Raw genomic sequence first — 14794 nt, 5'->3', positions numbered from 1 at the left:
TTTTGCATATAGCGTAAAAGGTTTTATATTGCAACCAGATTGCAATCGATGGAGTGAACATGGTTCGGAAGAAAAGCATGAAAGGCGATTATTGCCCGAGTGCGCGGGCGCTTGATGTCATTGGAGACTGGTGGTCGCTGCTGATCGTACGCGAAGCTTTTGACGGCGTGACGCGCTTCAGCGCCTTTCAGAAGAATCTGGGGATCGCCCGCAATATTCTCTCGGAACGCCTGCGCAAGCTGACGGGCGAGGGGATCATGGAATCTGTGCCTGACCCCAATGGCGGGGCGCATCAGGAATATCGCCTGACGGCAAAAGGGCGCGATCTGCTGCCCGTTATTGTGTCGCTCCGGCAATGGGGTGAAAAGCACCTCTTTGCGCCGGGCGAGACACATTCACGCCTCGTCGACAGCGTTTCAGGCGAGGATGTAGCGGCGCTCGATGTTCGCGCTCAGGACGGACGCGTGCTTTCAGCTGATGATGTGGTCCTCATTAAGGTACGCGAGGACGATCTGTAAATTTTAGCTCTGGCGTTCGGCGATGAAGCGGGCGGCCTGCTTCAGGATGTCCGCATCCTTGCCGAAAGGCGCCAGCAGGCTTTCCGCTTGGGCAACCAGTCCGGACAGTTGCTTGCGCGTCCAGTCGATGCCGTGAAGTGATACCAGCGTGGCTTTTCCGGCGGCGGCATCCTTGCCGGTCGCCTTGCCCATCGCCTCTGCGTCGGCAGTGACATCCAGAAGATCGTCCGCCAACTGGAAGGCAAGGCCGATGGCCGAGCCGAATTCGGCCATACGCTCACGGTCTTCGCTGGATGCATTGGCGATGATGGCTCCGGCTTCGCAGGCGAAACGGATCAGCGCGCCGGTCTTCATGGCCTGCAGCGTGATAATACCGGCTTCGTCGGGCTTGCTGGTTTCGGCCATTAGATCGAGAGCCTGTCCGCCCACCATACCTCCGAGGCCGGATGCGCGGGCAAGCGCTGAAACCAGTTGCACGCGAATTGCTGCATCGAGATTGGTTTCATCCGACGAGATGATGTCGAAAGCATAGGTCAGAAGGCCGTCACCCGCCAGAATGGCGGCGGCTTCATCAAATGCCTTGTGCACTGTCGGCTGACCGCGCCGCAGATCATCGTCGTCCATGGCTGGCAGATCGTCATGGACAAGCGAATAGCAGTGAATGCATTCGAGAGCGGCAGCAACACGCAGAACAGCGTCGCCACCTTCGCCGAACAAAGCGGCACTTTCGACAACGAGAAAAGGCCGGAGGCGCTTGCCGCCATTCAGGACACCGTGGCGCATGGCAGCGAGCAGCCGTTCCGGGCGGGCGATTTCTCCCGTCCTGAGGCGTTGGTCCAGAAGGCCCGTCAGTACCATTTCCACTTCCATGGCGCGATGGTTGAGAACGGCGGTGAAATCGGTCGACAGCTTTTCCATGGCAAAGGGGATGGACGAAAGCGCTGAATTGGTCAACTGGCCACAACGATCAGCACAGGCTTTTTCATTTGAACGTCACGAAACGGCGCGTTTCGACTTGTTTCCCCGGTTGGATTATGGAATCCGGTTCAAACTTATTAAGGAATGGTTTATGTCGCTTGGGGGAAGGTAGCAGGCGGTGGCAGTGGCAAAAATCATCATCAAGAGCAAAGATGGACGCAATTATCTGGCAGATCCCGTTTGGGGTGCCCGGATTGCTCTCGCGCTCAAGATCCTGGTGATTCTGGCCGTATTGCCGATTTTCCTGCTTCTTGTGTATTCCGTGCCCTTCGTCCGCCCGATTTCGACCCTGATGGTCAAGGACTATGTTCTGTTTCAGGGGGTGGACCGCAGATGGGTCAGTATCGATGACGTCGCGCCAGTTCTCGTCAATTCGGTGATGATGGCTGAGGATGGTCAGTTCTGTAGCCATGGCGGGGTGGACTGGCATCAGCTTGGGCTGGTTCTGGACGATGCGGGCGAGGGTGGCCCGAGCCGCGGCGCTTCCACGATCACGATGCAGACCGTGAAGAACCTCTTCCTCTGGAATGGGCGCTCTTATGTCCGCAAGGGGCTCGAATTTCCGCTAGCGCTGGCTGCTGACGGTATTCTGTCCAAAAAGCGTATTATGGAAATCTATCTGAATATCGCCGAGTGGGGACCGGGCATTTACGGGATCGAGGCCGCCGCCCAGCATTATTTCAAGCGCCCGGCAGCAAAACTCAACGCGCAGCAATCCGCATTGCTTGCCGTCACGTTGCCGAACCCGGCTTTGCGCAATCCAGCCAAGCCGACGCGGAACATGCAGCGCATTGCCCGGATCGTTGCCGGGCGCGCTGCACGGTCGGGACCCTATGTGGTTTGCGTGCAATAAATACGCGATACGAAAAAAAGATCAGACTCCCGCTGGTCAAACGCCGTTAGAGCGTGTATAGGCACGTGACTTTCCGGAATTTTGTCCGATGTGACAGGCTCTTCGGGGCCGTGCCGGACGTTTATTGACCGATCAGTGGAGCTGGATCCATGGCAGTACCAAAACGAAAAACGTCTCCGTCGAAGCGCGGCATGCGCCGTTCGGCTGACGCTCTCAAGGCCCCGACCTATGTCGAGGATAAGAACTCGGGCGAACTTCGTCGTCCGCATCATATCGATCTCAAGAGCGGTATGTATCGCGGCCGTCAGGTCCTCGAAGCTAAGGAATAAGTCTGAAGCTGCATTGCAGCCGAAGGATGGTTTTCAAGAACGCCGTTTCCGGTTTCCGGAAGCGGCGTTTTTTTACGATAATTTTATAATTGTAAGATGATTTCATAAATATAATCTGTAGTTGATCACTTTTTGATTAGTTGGTCAAAAAACAAAGTTAAGCCGCATTGCGCTATGATGAATAGTGTGTGGTTTTATTTTAATTTGATTGGTAATTGATATGGACTACATTCTTAAAACAATAATTGCGAATGGCGGATTGTCAGTGTCATCGGCTGTTTCTTTCTTTAATATATTTGAGAATACTCGCTATAATGAAGATTCATTCCTAAACTTGTCAGATACGCCATGCCGCATCGGGAGCACGGAACGAGCGGTCCCCGGTGCTGTGGCCTCTTTTGCAGGTAAGAATCTGAAATAGAAGGCGGAACAAGCCGGTAATCGCAAAAAGCTCTTGCCTTTTTGTTCTATCTTGCAAGATGGGGCTGTTGGATGTCCACCAACCCCATCTATCAGCTATGTGGAAGTGCTGAGCAGAAGGCAATCAGCCTGCGTCGGACGCAAAGCCAGCGCCTTCGATACCGGCAATGGCTGCAATTTCGTCATTATCCGACGTGTCGCCGGAAATACCGACCGCACCGATGATTTCGCCGTCAGCATCCTTGATCAGAACGCCGCCCGGCACCGGCACGATCTTGCCGCCTGATACACCCGAAAGTCCTTCCAGGAAATGTGGGCGATCCTTCGCCTGATTGTTCAGCCAGCGCGAGCCGGTACCGACCGCAAGGGCGCCATAGGCCTTGCCCGAACCGATCTCGAAACGGAGCATGGACGCACCGTCCTGACGCTGGAAAGCCTTCACATGGCCGCCGGCATCGAGGACGCAAACAGCAAGCGGCTTCAGTTTCAGTTCTTCGGCTTTGGCAAAAGCACCGGCAATGATCGTATTGGCTCGTTCGAGCGTCAATGAAGGCATGGATATCTCCTATATATAGCTCAGTGTAATTTAGCGATGATGGCTTGCGATGCACACTCGAATGCTTCTTGTCACAGGAAAAACACTTTATCGATTTTCATGAAGACGGTTGCTGGCGCACGGCAAAGCTTGCCAAGGCCGGAATTTTGGTCTTTGTGTTGCGCAACATTTCAAGGAGGAAAGAATGTCCGACCAGAAAGCCATCGTCATTGCCAGCGCAGCCCGCACCGCAGTCGGCGCTTTCAACGGTGCATTTGCCAATGTCCCGGCGCATGAACTGGGTGCGACGGTCATCAAAGGCGCGCTGGAACGCGCCGGTGTGGCGGCGACGGATGTGGACGAGGTTATTCTCGGGCAGGTGCTGACGGCAGGTGAAGGGCAGAACCCGGCGCGGCAGGCGGCAATGGACGCCGGTTGCCCGAAGGAGACAACGGCTTTCTCGATCAACCAGCTATGTGGTTCCGGTTTGCGGGCGGTCGCGCTCGGCATGCAACAGATTCTTTCCGGTGATGCCAAGATCATCGTGGCGGGTGGTCAGGAATCCATGTCGATGGCGCCGCATTGCGCGCATTTGCGGTCAGGCGTGAAGATGGGCGACTTCAAGATGACCGACACCATGCTGAAAGACGGCCTGATCGATGCCTTTAATGGCTATCACATGGGGATTACGGCGGAAAACATTGCCCGCCAGTGGCAACTGACCCGTAGTGATCAGGATGAGTTTGCGCTGGCCTCCCAGCAGAAGGCTGAGGCGGCACAGACTGCCGGCAGGTTCGAGGATGAAATCGTTCCCTTTACCGTAAAGGGTCGCAAGGGGGATATCGTTGTTTCGGCGGACGAATATATCCGCCCCGGTACAACGATGGAGGCTTTGACCAAGCTGAAACCGGCCTTCGACAAGGAAGGAACAGTCACTGCGGGCAATGCATCCGGTATTAACGATGGCGCTGCTGCTGTTGTGCTGATGGATGCGGATGAAGCAGCCAAACGTGGTGTGAAGCCGCTGGCGCGCATCGTTTCCTGGGCAACGGCTGGCGTGGACCCGTCGATCATGGGAACAGGTCCTATTCCGGCGACCAAAAAGGCTCTGGAAAGGGCAGGCTGGAGCGTCGGCGATCTCGATCTGGTCGAAGCCAATGAAGCCTTTGCAGCGCAGTCCTGCGCTGTTGTGCGTGATCTTGGGCTCAATCCGGATATCGTCAACGTCAATGGCGGAGCAATCGCGATCGGTCATCCGATCGGTGCCTCCGGCGCGCGCGTTCTGACAACGCTGCTTTACGAAATGCAGCGCCGTGATGCCAAGCGCGGTCTGACGACGCTTTGCATCGGCGGCGGCATGGGCGTTGCCTTGTGCGTCGAGCGCGACTGACCTTCTCCTTCATCGGAACAGAGGCGGGTGGAGAAATAGCTCCGTCCGCCTTTTTGTTTCCGCAATGAGACGTTTGAAATCCGCAGCGTCGGCGTGACAGAATTGCCGGAAAAGTTAACGCGAAATCGAAGAAATGCTCATCAAGGTTCGTCCGGTTTCGGTTTTCTATGGTGCATCGGGCACTTCGAACACCAGATGTGGTGAGAACAAATGAAGAATATTTACAGATCAGTGATTCGTCGCCGATTCGTTCCGGCTTTGGCCTGAAGGTTAACGGAGACCGAGTTTGCAACTCTTCAGGCATTAACGAAATATCAGTAATCATTAAGACTTTCTGAAGAATCGCATTGCTATCGGAACAGCCTGTTGACAGGTTTTGCCAAAAGTTAACGGCGGTGTCGTTTCGCGTCAGGAGAACACAGAAAAGCGGAACATCCGATTCAGCATATTGTGGGGTTTTGTGTTAGACTTACTATATATTGCCGTGAACAAAAGGCGAAGCTATCCGAGTCAGCGATTCGTCGCCGATTCGTTCCAGAGTCGTTCCAATCGTTAATCGACAAGTTATTGACCGGCAGCACATCGGTCGCCGAAAGGTTGGCAACTCGTCCATACTGAAACTTAACAGGAGCGCTTTCGGTGCGGGTCGTATAGTGCTATCGCAAGAACCAGCATCCAGCCCGTGACGGGCATTTGTACCGGGAATCCGATTATTGGCATGAACCAACTCCCTGCCCATGATTTGCCGCTGACCCTGAGTGGCCGCGATGTGACTGCGGTGCTTGGGCCGACCAATACCGGCAAAACCCATCTGGCCATCGAACGCATGCTGTCGCATGGAAGCGGGATGATCGGCCTGCCGCTGCGCCTTCTGGCGCGTGAGGTCTATAACCGCGTTGTGGAACGGGTCGGTGCGGCTAATGTCGCGCTGGTCACGGGTGAGGAAAAGATCGTGCCGCTCGGCGCGCGCTATTCCGTCTGCACAGTCGAGGCCATGCCGCGCCGTACCGACGTGGCTTTCGTGGCCATCGATGAAGTGCAGCTCGCCGGTGATCTGGAGCGCGGCCATATATTCACCGACCGCATCCTGCATCTGCGCGGACGGCAGGAGACGCTCCTGCTTGGTGCTGGCACTATGCGCGGCATTCTGGAAAAGCTTCTGCGTGGCATCAATGTGGTGACGCGTCCGCGCCTGTCGCATCTGGCCTATGCCGGTTCCAAGAAGATTACGCGCCTGCCGAACCGTTCCGCCATTGTTGCCTTTTCCGCGGATGAAGTTTACGCGATTGCCGAGCTGATCCGTCGCCAGCGCGGAGGCGCTGCGGTGGTCATGGGCGCGCTCAGCCCGCGCACACGCAACGCACAGGTTGAACTTTACCAGTCGGGCGATGTCGATTTTCTGGTAGCGACCGATGCTATCGGCATGGGTCTTAATCTTGATGTCGATCATGTCGCCTTTGCGCAGAACCGCAAATTCGACGGCTATCAGTTCCGCGATCTGACGCCTGCCGAAGTAGGACAGATCGCCGGGCGCGCGGGCCGACACCTGCGTGACGGCACCTTCGGCGTGACAGGGCAGGTGCATCCGTTCGACGAAGAACTGGTCGAGCGGGTGGAAGCGCATAATTTCGATCCGGTGAAAGTTCTACAGTGGCGCACGGCGCGGTTCGACTTTTCATCGCTCGATTCCCTGCGATTTTCTCTGGAAACACCCGCACCGATCGAAGGATTGGCCAAGGCTTTGCCAGCCGTCGATCAACAAGCGCTTGAAAATTTGTCGAAAGACGAAGAGATTGTGCGGCTCGCCAAGACACCGGCACGCATCGAGCTTTTGTGGGACGCCTGCGCGCTGCCCGATTATCGCAAGATCGCGCCGGCGCAGCATGCCGATATCATTGCAACCATCTATCAGGATCTTGTCCGCCGAGGGAGCGTCGATGAAGATTATATGAGCGAACAGGTGCGCCGCGCCGATAGCACAGAGGGGGAAATCGACACCCTGTCGCATCGTGTGGCGCAAATTCGAACCTGGACTTTTGTGTCGCACAGGCCGGGATGGCTTGCCGATCCGACACACTGGCAGGAAAAGACGCGCGAAATTGAGGACAGATTGTCCGACGCGCTGCATGAAAGGTTGACGAAACGCTTTGTAGACCGCAGGACAAGCGTGCTTATGAGGCGCCTGAGAGAGAATGCCATGCTTGAAGCAGAAATCAGCCCTGCCGGAGACGTGATTGTCGAAGGCCACAATGTCGGGCAACTGGAAGGATTCCGTTTTACCGCTGACGTTCAGGCCGATGGGCCGGACGCCAAGGCGGTGAAGTCGGCTGCACAAAAGGCGCTGGCCGCCGAGTTCGAACGTCGCGCTGAGCGCTTTGCTGCTGCGCCGAACGGCGATTTCGCGCTCGGCTCGGATGGCGTTATGCGCTGGGTTGGCGCAACGGTCGCAACGCTGGTTGCAGGTGATGACCTGTTGAAGCCGCGTGCGGTGATCCTGGCCGACGAACAGCTTACCGGAGCGGCTCGCGACAAGGTTGCCGCACGTATCGAACGGTTCGTCGCCCATCATATCGAAACCGTTCTGAAGCCGCTCACCGATCTGGCTGCCGCTGATGCCCTGACGGGCATGACACGCGGTCTTGCATTCCAGATCGTCGAGAATCTTGGCATTCTTCCGCGCCGCGATGTGGCAGAGGAAGTGCGTGGGCTCGATCAGGATTCGCGCGCGGCGCTTCGCCGTCTCGGCGTGCGTTTCGGTGCCTATCATGTCTTCATGCCCATGTTGCTGAAGCCTGCTCCTGCCGGTCTCATTACACTGCTCTGGGCGCTGAAAAACGATGGCCGCGAACGGGCCGGTTATGGCGATGTCGTGAATGTGCTGGCCGCTGGCCGCACGTCGGTCGTGGTCGATCCCGCCTTCGATCCGATGTTCTACCGTCTGGCAGGCTATCGCGTGTTGGGCCGCCGTGCCGTGCGCATCGATATTCTGGAACGTCTTGCCGATCTCATTCGCCCGGCGCTTGCCTGGCGTCCGGGTTCGGGTGCGCGTCCGGATGGCGCTTATGACGGCGGACGGTTCATCGTCACGCCTGCCATGATGTCCATTCTCGGTGCGACGACCGACGATATGGAAGAAATCCTGAAGAGCCTCGGCTATCGTCACGAGGCCATGGAAGCTGCTGCCGTCACGGCGAAGCTTGCTGAGCTGGATGCTTTCGCGGCCGAAGCTGCAGCCAAGGAAACTGGCGTTTCGCCGGTCGCAGAGGCTGAGAAGCCTGCTGTGCCAGCGGCTGAACCTGTGCCCGCACCTGTTGTTGTCGCTGAGACGGAAACGGAAACCGAAGCCAAAGCGGAAGAAGCTGCACCTGTAGCGGCAGAAGCCGCATCGGCCGGTGAAACCGCAGAAGCGGTGGCTGAAGAGCCAAAGCCTGTTCTTCTGTGGCGTCAGGGTCGTTTCGAAGGCCGCAACCGCAATCAGGACCAGAACCGTCAGCGTCAAAATCGCGGCAACCAGAATCGTAGTCATCAGAACCGCGATCAGGGCGGCGAAGCACGCAAGTCGGAAGGCGGAGCAGAGCAGCAGGCGCGCAATGATCGTGGCGGCAAGCGCTTCGACAAGCAAAAGCGTCACGACGGCGAAGGCAAGCGCGAAGGTTCCAAGGGTGACTTCCGTGGTGGCAATCAGCGTCAGCAGAAGCGCGATCATGGCCATCAGGGCGGCAAACGGGTGGAGCAGGAACGTCCTGCGCGTATCGATCCCGATTCGCCTTTTGCCAAGCTTCTTGCTTTGAAAGAGCAGATGAAGAAGTAAGATGACTGCAGAAACGGGCGCAAGACAGCGAATCGACAAGTGGCTGTTCTTTGCGCGCGTGGTCAAATCAAGATCGCTGGCGGCGAAACTCGCCGTCGGCGGCAAGGTCCGGGTCAACCGTGACAAGATTGAACAGGCCGCTCATCAGGTGAAGGTTGGCGATGTGCTGACCATCACACTTGATCGTCGTATCCTCATTTACAAGATAGTTGCTCCAGGTGAGCGCCGCGGTCCAGCGCCCGAAGCCCAGCTTCTTTATGAAGATCTTTCGCCGCCACCGGCATCTGCTACTGCGATGGCAGCGGAGGCGGTAGTGCCACAACGTGAGAGCGGAGCAGGGCGCCCGACCAAGAAAGAACGCCGTGAAACGGATCGTTTGCGCGGAAGCTGAGACGGACGCGTTGCCGCAGGCATCTTTTGGCGGTGATGGAAATTGCGTGTTGAACCGTCCCGGCGAAAGCCTTTTCCACGCAAAAGCCCTCAAACGAAATGCTGTTTCAGATGTGCGTGACTTCGTGACATTGCGGCGTTTGTACCCTTGTCATGGCAGGATAAAATCGTTACCTCACGCATTGTCATAAAAGGGCATGGGCTGAGGCTAGTGGTCTGATACAGACTTCGAGCAAATGTCGGAATCTAAAAGACCACTAATAAACCCATGGATCTAGTGGATTTTTCGAATTTGACGTTTGAAATGAGATTGATGTCGGGCAGGTATCAAACGTCAAATTCAATCCACTAGCAACCATTTCCGTGCACAGTGACTTCGTGGCGAGATATTCCAAAGCCCCGAGCCGATTGTAGGCTTGCCGGAGTATCGGCGCAAAGCTGTAGGATAGATAAGCTGCCTCTTCTGGAATTCGGGCGGCAACAGGAGTTCGACGATGACGTATGTCGTGACCGATAATTGCATTCGCTGCAAATATACGGACTGCGTCGAGGTCTGTCCGGTCGATTGCTTCTACGAAGGCGAAAACATGCTCGTCATCAATCCCGACGAGTGCATCGACTGTGGCGTATGTGAACCGGAATGCCCTGCCGAGGCGATCAGCCCCGACACCGAGCCGGGCCTCGACAAGTGGTTGGAGCTGAATACGGAATATGCGGCAAAATGGCCCAATATTACCGCGAAAAAGGATGCTCTGCCGGAAGCCAAGGAAATGGACGGCGTGGCTGGCAAGCTGGAGAAGTATTTCTCTGCCGAGCCGGGTAGTGGTGACTAATACCGGCCCGGTGTTGCAGACGCTGCTTGCACGCTGCTGCAAGCACGAAGGTATTGCATAAGTATGTCTTTGTTTCGGAAGACCTTGCGCTTCCGAGATGCGTACGTTCAGCCTGTCAAGACTGCCAGGTTGTCTGACAATGCTCGAATACAGCAATTATCACTTGCTTTTTCTGCAATGCATCGGCAAAAGACGAATGAAATCACGGAAAAACGCCCATCTTTTAGGCGTGTTGCATTGCCAAATACGACATATTTGGCAATTTGTTGATTCTTTCGCGAAATTGTGTTAGGTTGCTCCAATAATTTCGGTGACTGGACGTCAATTCGTGGCGCTATGCGTTAATCTCTGAAAGGGCTGATCTTTAGTACCGGGCTGAATGGCACCGGGGAAGATGATTGCGATTTGGCGTCGTCCCCCTCACCGTACACCCGGTCGGCTAGATTTGCCGTCAGATACGTTTTCAGTTCCAAACCGACAAACAACTTCCGTGCTTCATTATCTCCGGAGCGCGGTCGAAAATCATGTGTCAACCGGCGGGTTGCGCCGGGCACAACAGGGAGTAATGAAGCGTATGTCATCCCAGCAGAAAAAGGCTCCAGTAGCGCGTGGCGGTTTCAAGGCCGGTGAGGCGATCGTGTATCCGGCTCATGGCGTCGGCCAGATCGTCACCATCGAAGAGCAGGAAGTGGCAGGCCACAAGCTCGAGCTTTTCGTGATCGATTTCGAAAAAGACAAGATGCGCCTGAAGGTGCCGGTAGCCAAAGCCGCTTCCATCGGTATGCGCAAGCTGTCGGAGACCGACTATGTTGAACGTGCACTGAAGGTCGTACAGGGTCGCGCACGTGTGAAGCGTACCATGTGGTCGCGCCGCGCCCAGGAATATGATGCGAAGATCAATTCCGGCGATCTAATCTCGATCTCGGAAGTCGTTCGCGATCTTTTCCGCGCTGAGAACCAGCCGGAACAGTCTTATTCGGAACGCCAGCTTTATGAAGCTGCCCTTGATCGCATGGCGCGCGAAATCGCTGCCGTGAACAAGCTTTCGGAAACCGAAGCAGTTCGTCTGATCGAAGCAAATCTCGCCAAGGGACCGAAGCGCGGCAAAGCCGACGCTGAAGCGGACCTTGAGGACGATGAAGTCGAAGCCGCATAAGCTTTACTTCGCTTTCTTTCAAAAAAGCCCGGCCAAAGCCGGGCTTTTTTTGTTTGCTACTTGACCAGTAGGAATTGGGTTCCACAGCCCTCCATGCAAATAGAGGGCAATATGGTTTGGTTAAAATTCTATTGAATTTCGCAATCAATCGTTAACCTCCCTGGTCATCTTCCTGCGTTGCCAGAGAATTATCCTTGGAGAGAGGGAACCTGATCGCAGCTGATGCGTTCTCCCAGACACCAGTTCGTAAACGGGTTTGTTTTGCGGCGTAATCATATTGGCCAAAGAATAGGCCTGGCGGGGAGTTTTGGGCGAATTCGCTAGTTCGTCCAAGGGGTCTTTGTGGGACTGGCATATCCTTCCACTGAACGCCCGTCGGGCGTGAGTTCAGAACAGGAGAACCAGATGAAGCAGTCATCCATGAGCAGTTCTTCCGCAGTTCCAGCCAATCGCATGCCTATGGTTGCGCGTAGCCTCCCAGCGACAGCAGCCTCTTCTCAATCCATGATCCGCAGCGCAATGTCGGCTCCCTATCTGGAGCGCGAAGAGGAGCGAGCCCTCGCCATTCGCTGGAAGGAACTGAAAGATCAGGAAGCACTACATCGCATCACATCCGCACATATGAGATTGGTCATCTCCATGGCCGGGCGCTTCCGCAAGTTCAAATTGCCGATGAACGATCTCATTCAGGAAGGTTACGTCGGTCTTCTTGAAGCCGCCGCACGTTTCGATCCCGAACGGGAAGTGCGTTTTTCGACCTATGCGTCGTGGTGGATTCGCGCGTCTATGCAGGATTATATCCTGCGCAATTGGTCCATCGTGCGCGGTGGCACGAGTTCGGCGCAAAAGGCGCTGTTTTTCAATCTGCGGCGGCTTCGTTCGAAACTGGCTCAGTCCGACGACAATATGACCAAGGCTGAGATGTATCGGGAAATTTCCGATCAGTTGGGTGTTTCGACAAACGATGTCGAGATCATGGACAGCCGCCTTTCGGGACCAGACAGTTCTCTATCGGCACCTGTGAACAATGACGAGTCTGGCGCGTCCCGTCGTATGGATTTTCTGGTTGACGATCATCCGTTGCAGGACGAGATCGCCGAAAGTTCCATCGATATGGAACGCCGTAATCAGTGGCTTAACGTGGCTCTGGACACGCTGAACGAGCGCGAATTGCACATCATCCGTGAGCGTCGTCTCGATGATGACGGCGTGACGCTCGAAGCGCTGGGTGAAAAGCTTGGCATCTCCAAGGAGAGGGTACGGCAGATTGAAAGTCGTGCTATGGAGAAGCTGAAGATTGCCCTCTTGAGCCAGCACGAACTGGCGGCCTATCAAGCGTAAGCTGTTACGGTCAGGGCAATACAAGTAGAGGGGCCAATTGGCTCCTTACTTTTGCGATTCCGCAGTCTTGCCTTCAAGGCGCAACGACCAGTCCTCGACCTTGCGATTTTCGAGGCGGCGCACTGCATAGCGCTTCCAGCTGTCGGCGAGATGCGAAAGCTCCGCCATCACAGACAGTTCATCATAATTTAGTGTGTCGACATAAAGCAGGTGCCAGACACGATGCAGTGTCCAGTCCGGCGAAAGGCGGTCGACCAGGATCATCGTATCGCCGGTTTCCACGTGACCTTCTTCCAGAATACGATAGTACCAGCCTGTTCGTCCCGTCTTCTGGACGCGCACGGCCATGTCGGCGGTTGCAAAGCGTTCGTTCAGTTTCCAGCAAGGCTGGCGGCCCTGTGAAACCTCGACAAGTGCACTGCCGAGCCGGAACCTGTCGCCCACGGCAACATTGTGTTCATCGAGACCCGACGTGGAGATGTTTTCGCCGAAAGCACCGCGCAGATTCAGACGCGGGTTTTCGCCAATCTCTTCGCGCCAGACCGCATAATGATCGTGCGGGTAATGATGAAGCACCTTTTCCGGGCCGCCATGCACTTTCCGATCGCCCTGCGCATCGCAGTCCAGCCCTTCGAAAGTCACGCGGGCCTTGCCGGAAACCGGCTGCTTGTCGATGCCGCTTGGAACGCCGCGAGCCCCGAGAGGAGCGACTTTTCCAGCAAGGACAGAGTGGATGAGAGTTTCCGTCATCGTGACTTACTCGCTGATCAGCTTCACGCGGTCGCCGACCGAAACCGTCGCTCCCGCCGACATGGCATTGAGAAGGCGGAACAGTTCCAGCTTGCGGGTGGTGCCCTGCATGCGTGCCGACAGGCTGGCCAGCGTGTCGCCCGGCTTCACCGTCACGACGCGGATGCGAAGCGGCTTGATGGCGTTTTGTTCGGCTGGCGACAGCAGGCGGAAGGACTGGGTGACCGTCTGTGAAGCAGGCAGAAGCGCGTTACTGCCTTTCGGTGCCGCTGTCAGGAAGCGATAGACCTTGTTGTTTGCACCAATAACCACAATGTCGAATTGCCACCGGTCGGCACTGGCGCGCGCAGTCGCAGCGGGCAATCCATTGATGGTGGTGGTCTGGATCGAACTGTCGTCGAGACCGGTCACCCAGCCCGACCGGATATAGTCGGCAAGATTCGATCCGGCCGGAAGAGATGCGCCATCGAAACGAATGGCAACTTCGCCGGGGCCGCTTGCCATGACCGCATTGGCTGAATTGTCGATGGTGAAGCCATCTGGTGCCCGGAAAGTGACGCCGAGCTTCGGATGGATGAAGGTCTGTTCGCGGACATAACCTTCATTGGGTGAGTCGCCGTAAAGAAGGCCGTCAATACCGTTGAGGAAGGAATCGCGATCAGTCGTGCCGACTCCTGGTGCGCCGATGCGGCGTGCATGTCCGAGCGCAAGCTGGATACGCTGCGGAGTTGCCGGGTGGCTTGCCAGGAAGTCGAGGCTGGCGTCTGTCGCGCCCGAAACCGAGCGGAAACCCGTATAGGCTTCCATCGATTGCAGGAAACGGGCCGAAGCGAACGGATCATAACCAGCTTCGCCGATCATCTTGATGCCGATGGCATCCGCCTGCAATTCCTGATTACGCGAGAACTGGGCAAGCCGCAACTTGCCGCGCAGCGCTTCTTCGCGGCTGGCAGATTCATTATGCAGCACTTCGCTGGCAACGCGCCCGGCTATGGCTGTCTCAGCTTCCTTCTCCTGCCGCAAAATGCCGTGATTGGCAATGACATGGCCCATTTCATGGGCGATGACAGCCGCGACTTCCGAAGAGTCGTTGGCGAGCGCCAGCAGGCCGCGCGTTACGTAGAGATAGCCGCCCGGCAATGCGAAGGCATTGATATTGGGACTATCAAGAATGGTGATGCGATAGGTCTGGTCCGGCTTGTCAGTAACGGTCGTCAGCTTGCCGACGATCTTCGCCACCATGCGCTCAAGCTTCTGGTCCTTGTACTCGCCGCCATAGGTCGCGAGGATACGCGGATGCTGCTGGGCACCAAGCTGGGCCAGTCGGTCATTGCGTGTTACATTGTCGACAGTCACCGGATTGTCGGAAGGCTGCAGGCCCAGATCTTTGCTGGAATTGATCGACTGGCAACCTGAAATCAGGGCGATCGCAAGCAAGCCAAGACCGATGGCTGGTTTCCGCCAATTTTGCTGCGTCCATTCTGGCAGGG

At 56.2% G+C, this 14794-nt stretch carries 13 protein-coding genes; 9 read left to right on the top strand and 4 right to left on the bottom strand.

Annotated elements, in window-relative coordinates; translation table 11 throughout:
- Nucleotides 1-59: 59 nt before the first annotated feature.
- Entirely contained in the window at nt 60-518 is a 459-nt protein-coding gene (locus HWX93_RS16735; RefSeq protein WP_176038013.1) for a winged helix-turn-helix transcriptional regulator, read from the top strand.
- 3 nt (nt 519-521) lie between these two features.
- Here the strand turns inward: HWX93_RS16735 and HWX93_RS16730 are convergent, their stop codons facing one another.
- Complete coding sequence (locus HWX93_RS16730; protein ID WP_176038050.1) at nt 522-1436, bottom strand: polyprenyl synthetase family protein; 915 nt, start codon at nt 1434-1436, stop codon at nt 522-524.
- A gap of 184 nt (nt 1437-1620) precedes the next feature.
- Between HWX93_RS16730 and mtgA the strand changes: the two genes are divergently transcribed.
- Nucleotides 1621-2349: a monofunctional biosynthetic peptidoglycan transglycosylase gene (mtgA, locus tag HWX93_RS16725; RefSeq protein ID WP_176038049.1), complete on the top strand. Its 729-nt coding sequence runs from the start codon at nt 1621-1623 to the stop codon at nt 2347-2349.
- Between the two features lie 149 nt (nt 2350-2498).
- The gene (rpmF, locus tag HWX93_RS16720) at nt 2499-2678 is read left to right on the top strand and encodes a 50S ribosomal protein L32 (protein WP_006467787.1); all 180 of its coding nucleotides are present in this window, start codon (nt 2499-2501) and stop codon (nt 2676-2678) included.
- Nucleotides 2679-3222: 544 nt separating this feature from the next.
- Here rpmF and HWX93_RS16715 read toward each other — a convergent pair.
- A complete protein-coding gene (locus HWX93_RS16715; protein WP_109989014.1) occupies nt 3223-3654 on the bottom strand; it encodes a GlcG/HbpS family heme-binding protein in 432 nt (143 codons plus the stop codon).
- A 184-nt stretch (nt 3655-3838) separates the two neighbouring features.
- Between HWX93_RS16715 and HWX93_RS16710 the strand changes: the two genes are divergently transcribed.
- From HWX93_RS16710 to HWX93_RS16685, 6 genes are all read left to right on the top strand, one after another.
- Nucleotides 3839-5023 carry an acetyl-CoA C-acetyltransferase gene (locus HWX93_RS16710; RefSeq protein ID WP_176038012.1) on the top strand — a complete coding sequence of 395 codons (1185 nt, stop codon included), beginning with the start codon at nt 3839-3841 and terminating at the stop codon, nt 5021-5023.
- Between the two features lie 718 nt (nt 5024-5741).
- Nucleotides 5742-8834, top strand: coding sequence for a helicase-related protein (locus HWX93_RS16705; protein WP_176038011.1), 3093 nt, complete (start codon nt 5742-5744; stop codon nt 8832-8834).
- A 1-nt stretch (nt 8835) separates the two neighbouring features.
- Nucleotides 8836-9225, top strand: coding sequence for an RNA-binding S4 domain-containing protein (locus tag HWX93_RS16700; RefSeq protein WP_109989011.1), 390 nt, complete (start codon nt 8836-8838; stop codon nt 9223-9225).
- A 493-nt stretch (nt 9226-9718) separates the two neighbouring features.
- Nucleotides 9719-10057 (top strand): ferredoxin FdxA, encoded by a 339-nt coding sequence (gene fdxA, locus HWX93_RS16695; protein ID WP_006467781.1) that lies wholly within the window; start codon nt 9719-9721, stop codon nt 10055-10057.
- Nucleotides 10058-10631: 574 nt separating this feature from the next.
- Nucleotides 10632-11213: a CarD family transcriptional regulator gene (locus tag HWX93_RS16690; protein ID WP_176038048.1), complete on the top strand. Its 582-nt coding sequence runs from the start codon at nt 10632-10634 to the stop codon at nt 11211-11213.
- Between the two features lie 405 nt (nt 11214-11618).
- Nucleotides 11619-12554: an RNA polymerase factor sigma-32 gene (locus HWX93_RS16685; protein WP_176038010.1), complete on the top strand. Its 936-nt coding sequence runs from the start codon at nt 11619-11621 to the stop codon at nt 12552-12554.
- Between the two features lie 45 nt (nt 12555-12599).
- Here HWX93_RS16685 and HWX93_RS16680 read toward each other — a convergent pair whose 3' ends face one another.
- On the bottom strand, nt 12600-13304 hold the full coding sequence (locus tag HWX93_RS16680) for an MOSC domain-containing protein (RefSeq protein ID WP_176038009.1): 705 nt from the start codon (nt 13302-13304) through the stop codon (nt 12600-12602).
- 6 nt (nt 13305-13310) lie between these two features.
- On the bottom strand, nt 13311-14792 hold the full coding sequence (cdlP, locus tag HWX93_RS16675) for a cell division protease CdlP (protein ID WP_176038047.1): 1482 nt from the start codon (nt 14790-14792) through the stop codon (nt 13311-13313).
- Between the last annotated feature and the right edge of the window lie 2 nt (nt 14793-14794).

Origin of the sequence: Brucella tritici (assembly GCF_902825325.1) — a bacterium.
Taxonomy (GTDB): domain Bacteria; phylum Pseudomonadota; class Alphaproteobacteria; order Rhizobiales; family Rhizobiaceae; genus Brucella.
Note: the sequence above shows the minus strand (reverse complement) of the source record. Positions and strands in the feature narration are given on the sequence as shown.

Excerpts from the sequence above, each read along its gene's own strand:
- HWX93_RS16700 (WP_109989011.1), top strand. The coding sequence starts at position 8,836 with ATGACTGCAGAAACGGGCGCAAGACAGCGAATCGACAAGTGGCTGTTC.
- HWX93_RS16730 (WP_176038050.1), bottom strand. The coding sequence starts at position 1,436 with ATGGAAAAGCTGTCGACCGATTTCACCGCCGTTCTCAACCATCGCGCC.
- HWX93_RS16690 (WP_176038048.1), top strand. The coding sequence starts at position 10,632 with ATGTCATCCCAGCAGAAAAAGGCTCCAGTAGCGCGTGGCGGTTTCAAG.
- rpmF (WP_006467787.1), top strand. The coding sequence starts at position 2,499 with ATGGCAGTACCAAAACGAAAAACGTCTCCGTCGAAGCGCGGCATGCGC.
- HWX93_RS16710 (WP_176038012.1), top strand. The coding sequence starts at position 3,839 with ATGTCCGACCAGAAAGCCATCGTCATTGCCAGCGCAGCCCGCACCGCA.
- HWX93_RS16705 (WP_176038011.1), top strand. The coding sequence starts at position 5,742 with ATGAACCAACTCCCTGCCCATGATTTGCCGCTGACCCTGAGTGGCCGC.
- HWX93_RS16680 (WP_176038009.1), bottom strand. The coding sequence starts at position 13,304 with ATGACGGAAACTCTCATCCACTCTGTCCTTGCTGGAAAAGTCGCTCCT.
- HWX93_RS16735 (WP_176038013.1), top strand. The coding sequence starts at position 60 with ATGGTTCGGAAGAAAAGCATGAAAGGCGATTATTGCCCGAGTGCGCGG.
- HWX93_RS16715 (WP_109989014.1), bottom strand. The coding sequence starts at position 3,654 with ATGCCTTCATTGACGCTCGAACGAGCCAATACGATCATTGCCGGTGCT.
- fdxA (WP_006467781.1), top strand. The coding sequence starts at position 9,719 with ATGACGTATGTCGTGACCGATAATTGCATTCGCTGCAAATATACGGAC.
- HWX93_RS16685 (WP_176038010.1), top strand. The coding sequence starts at position 11,619 with ATGAAGCAGTCATCCATGAGCAGTTCTTCCGCAGTTCCAGCCAATCGC.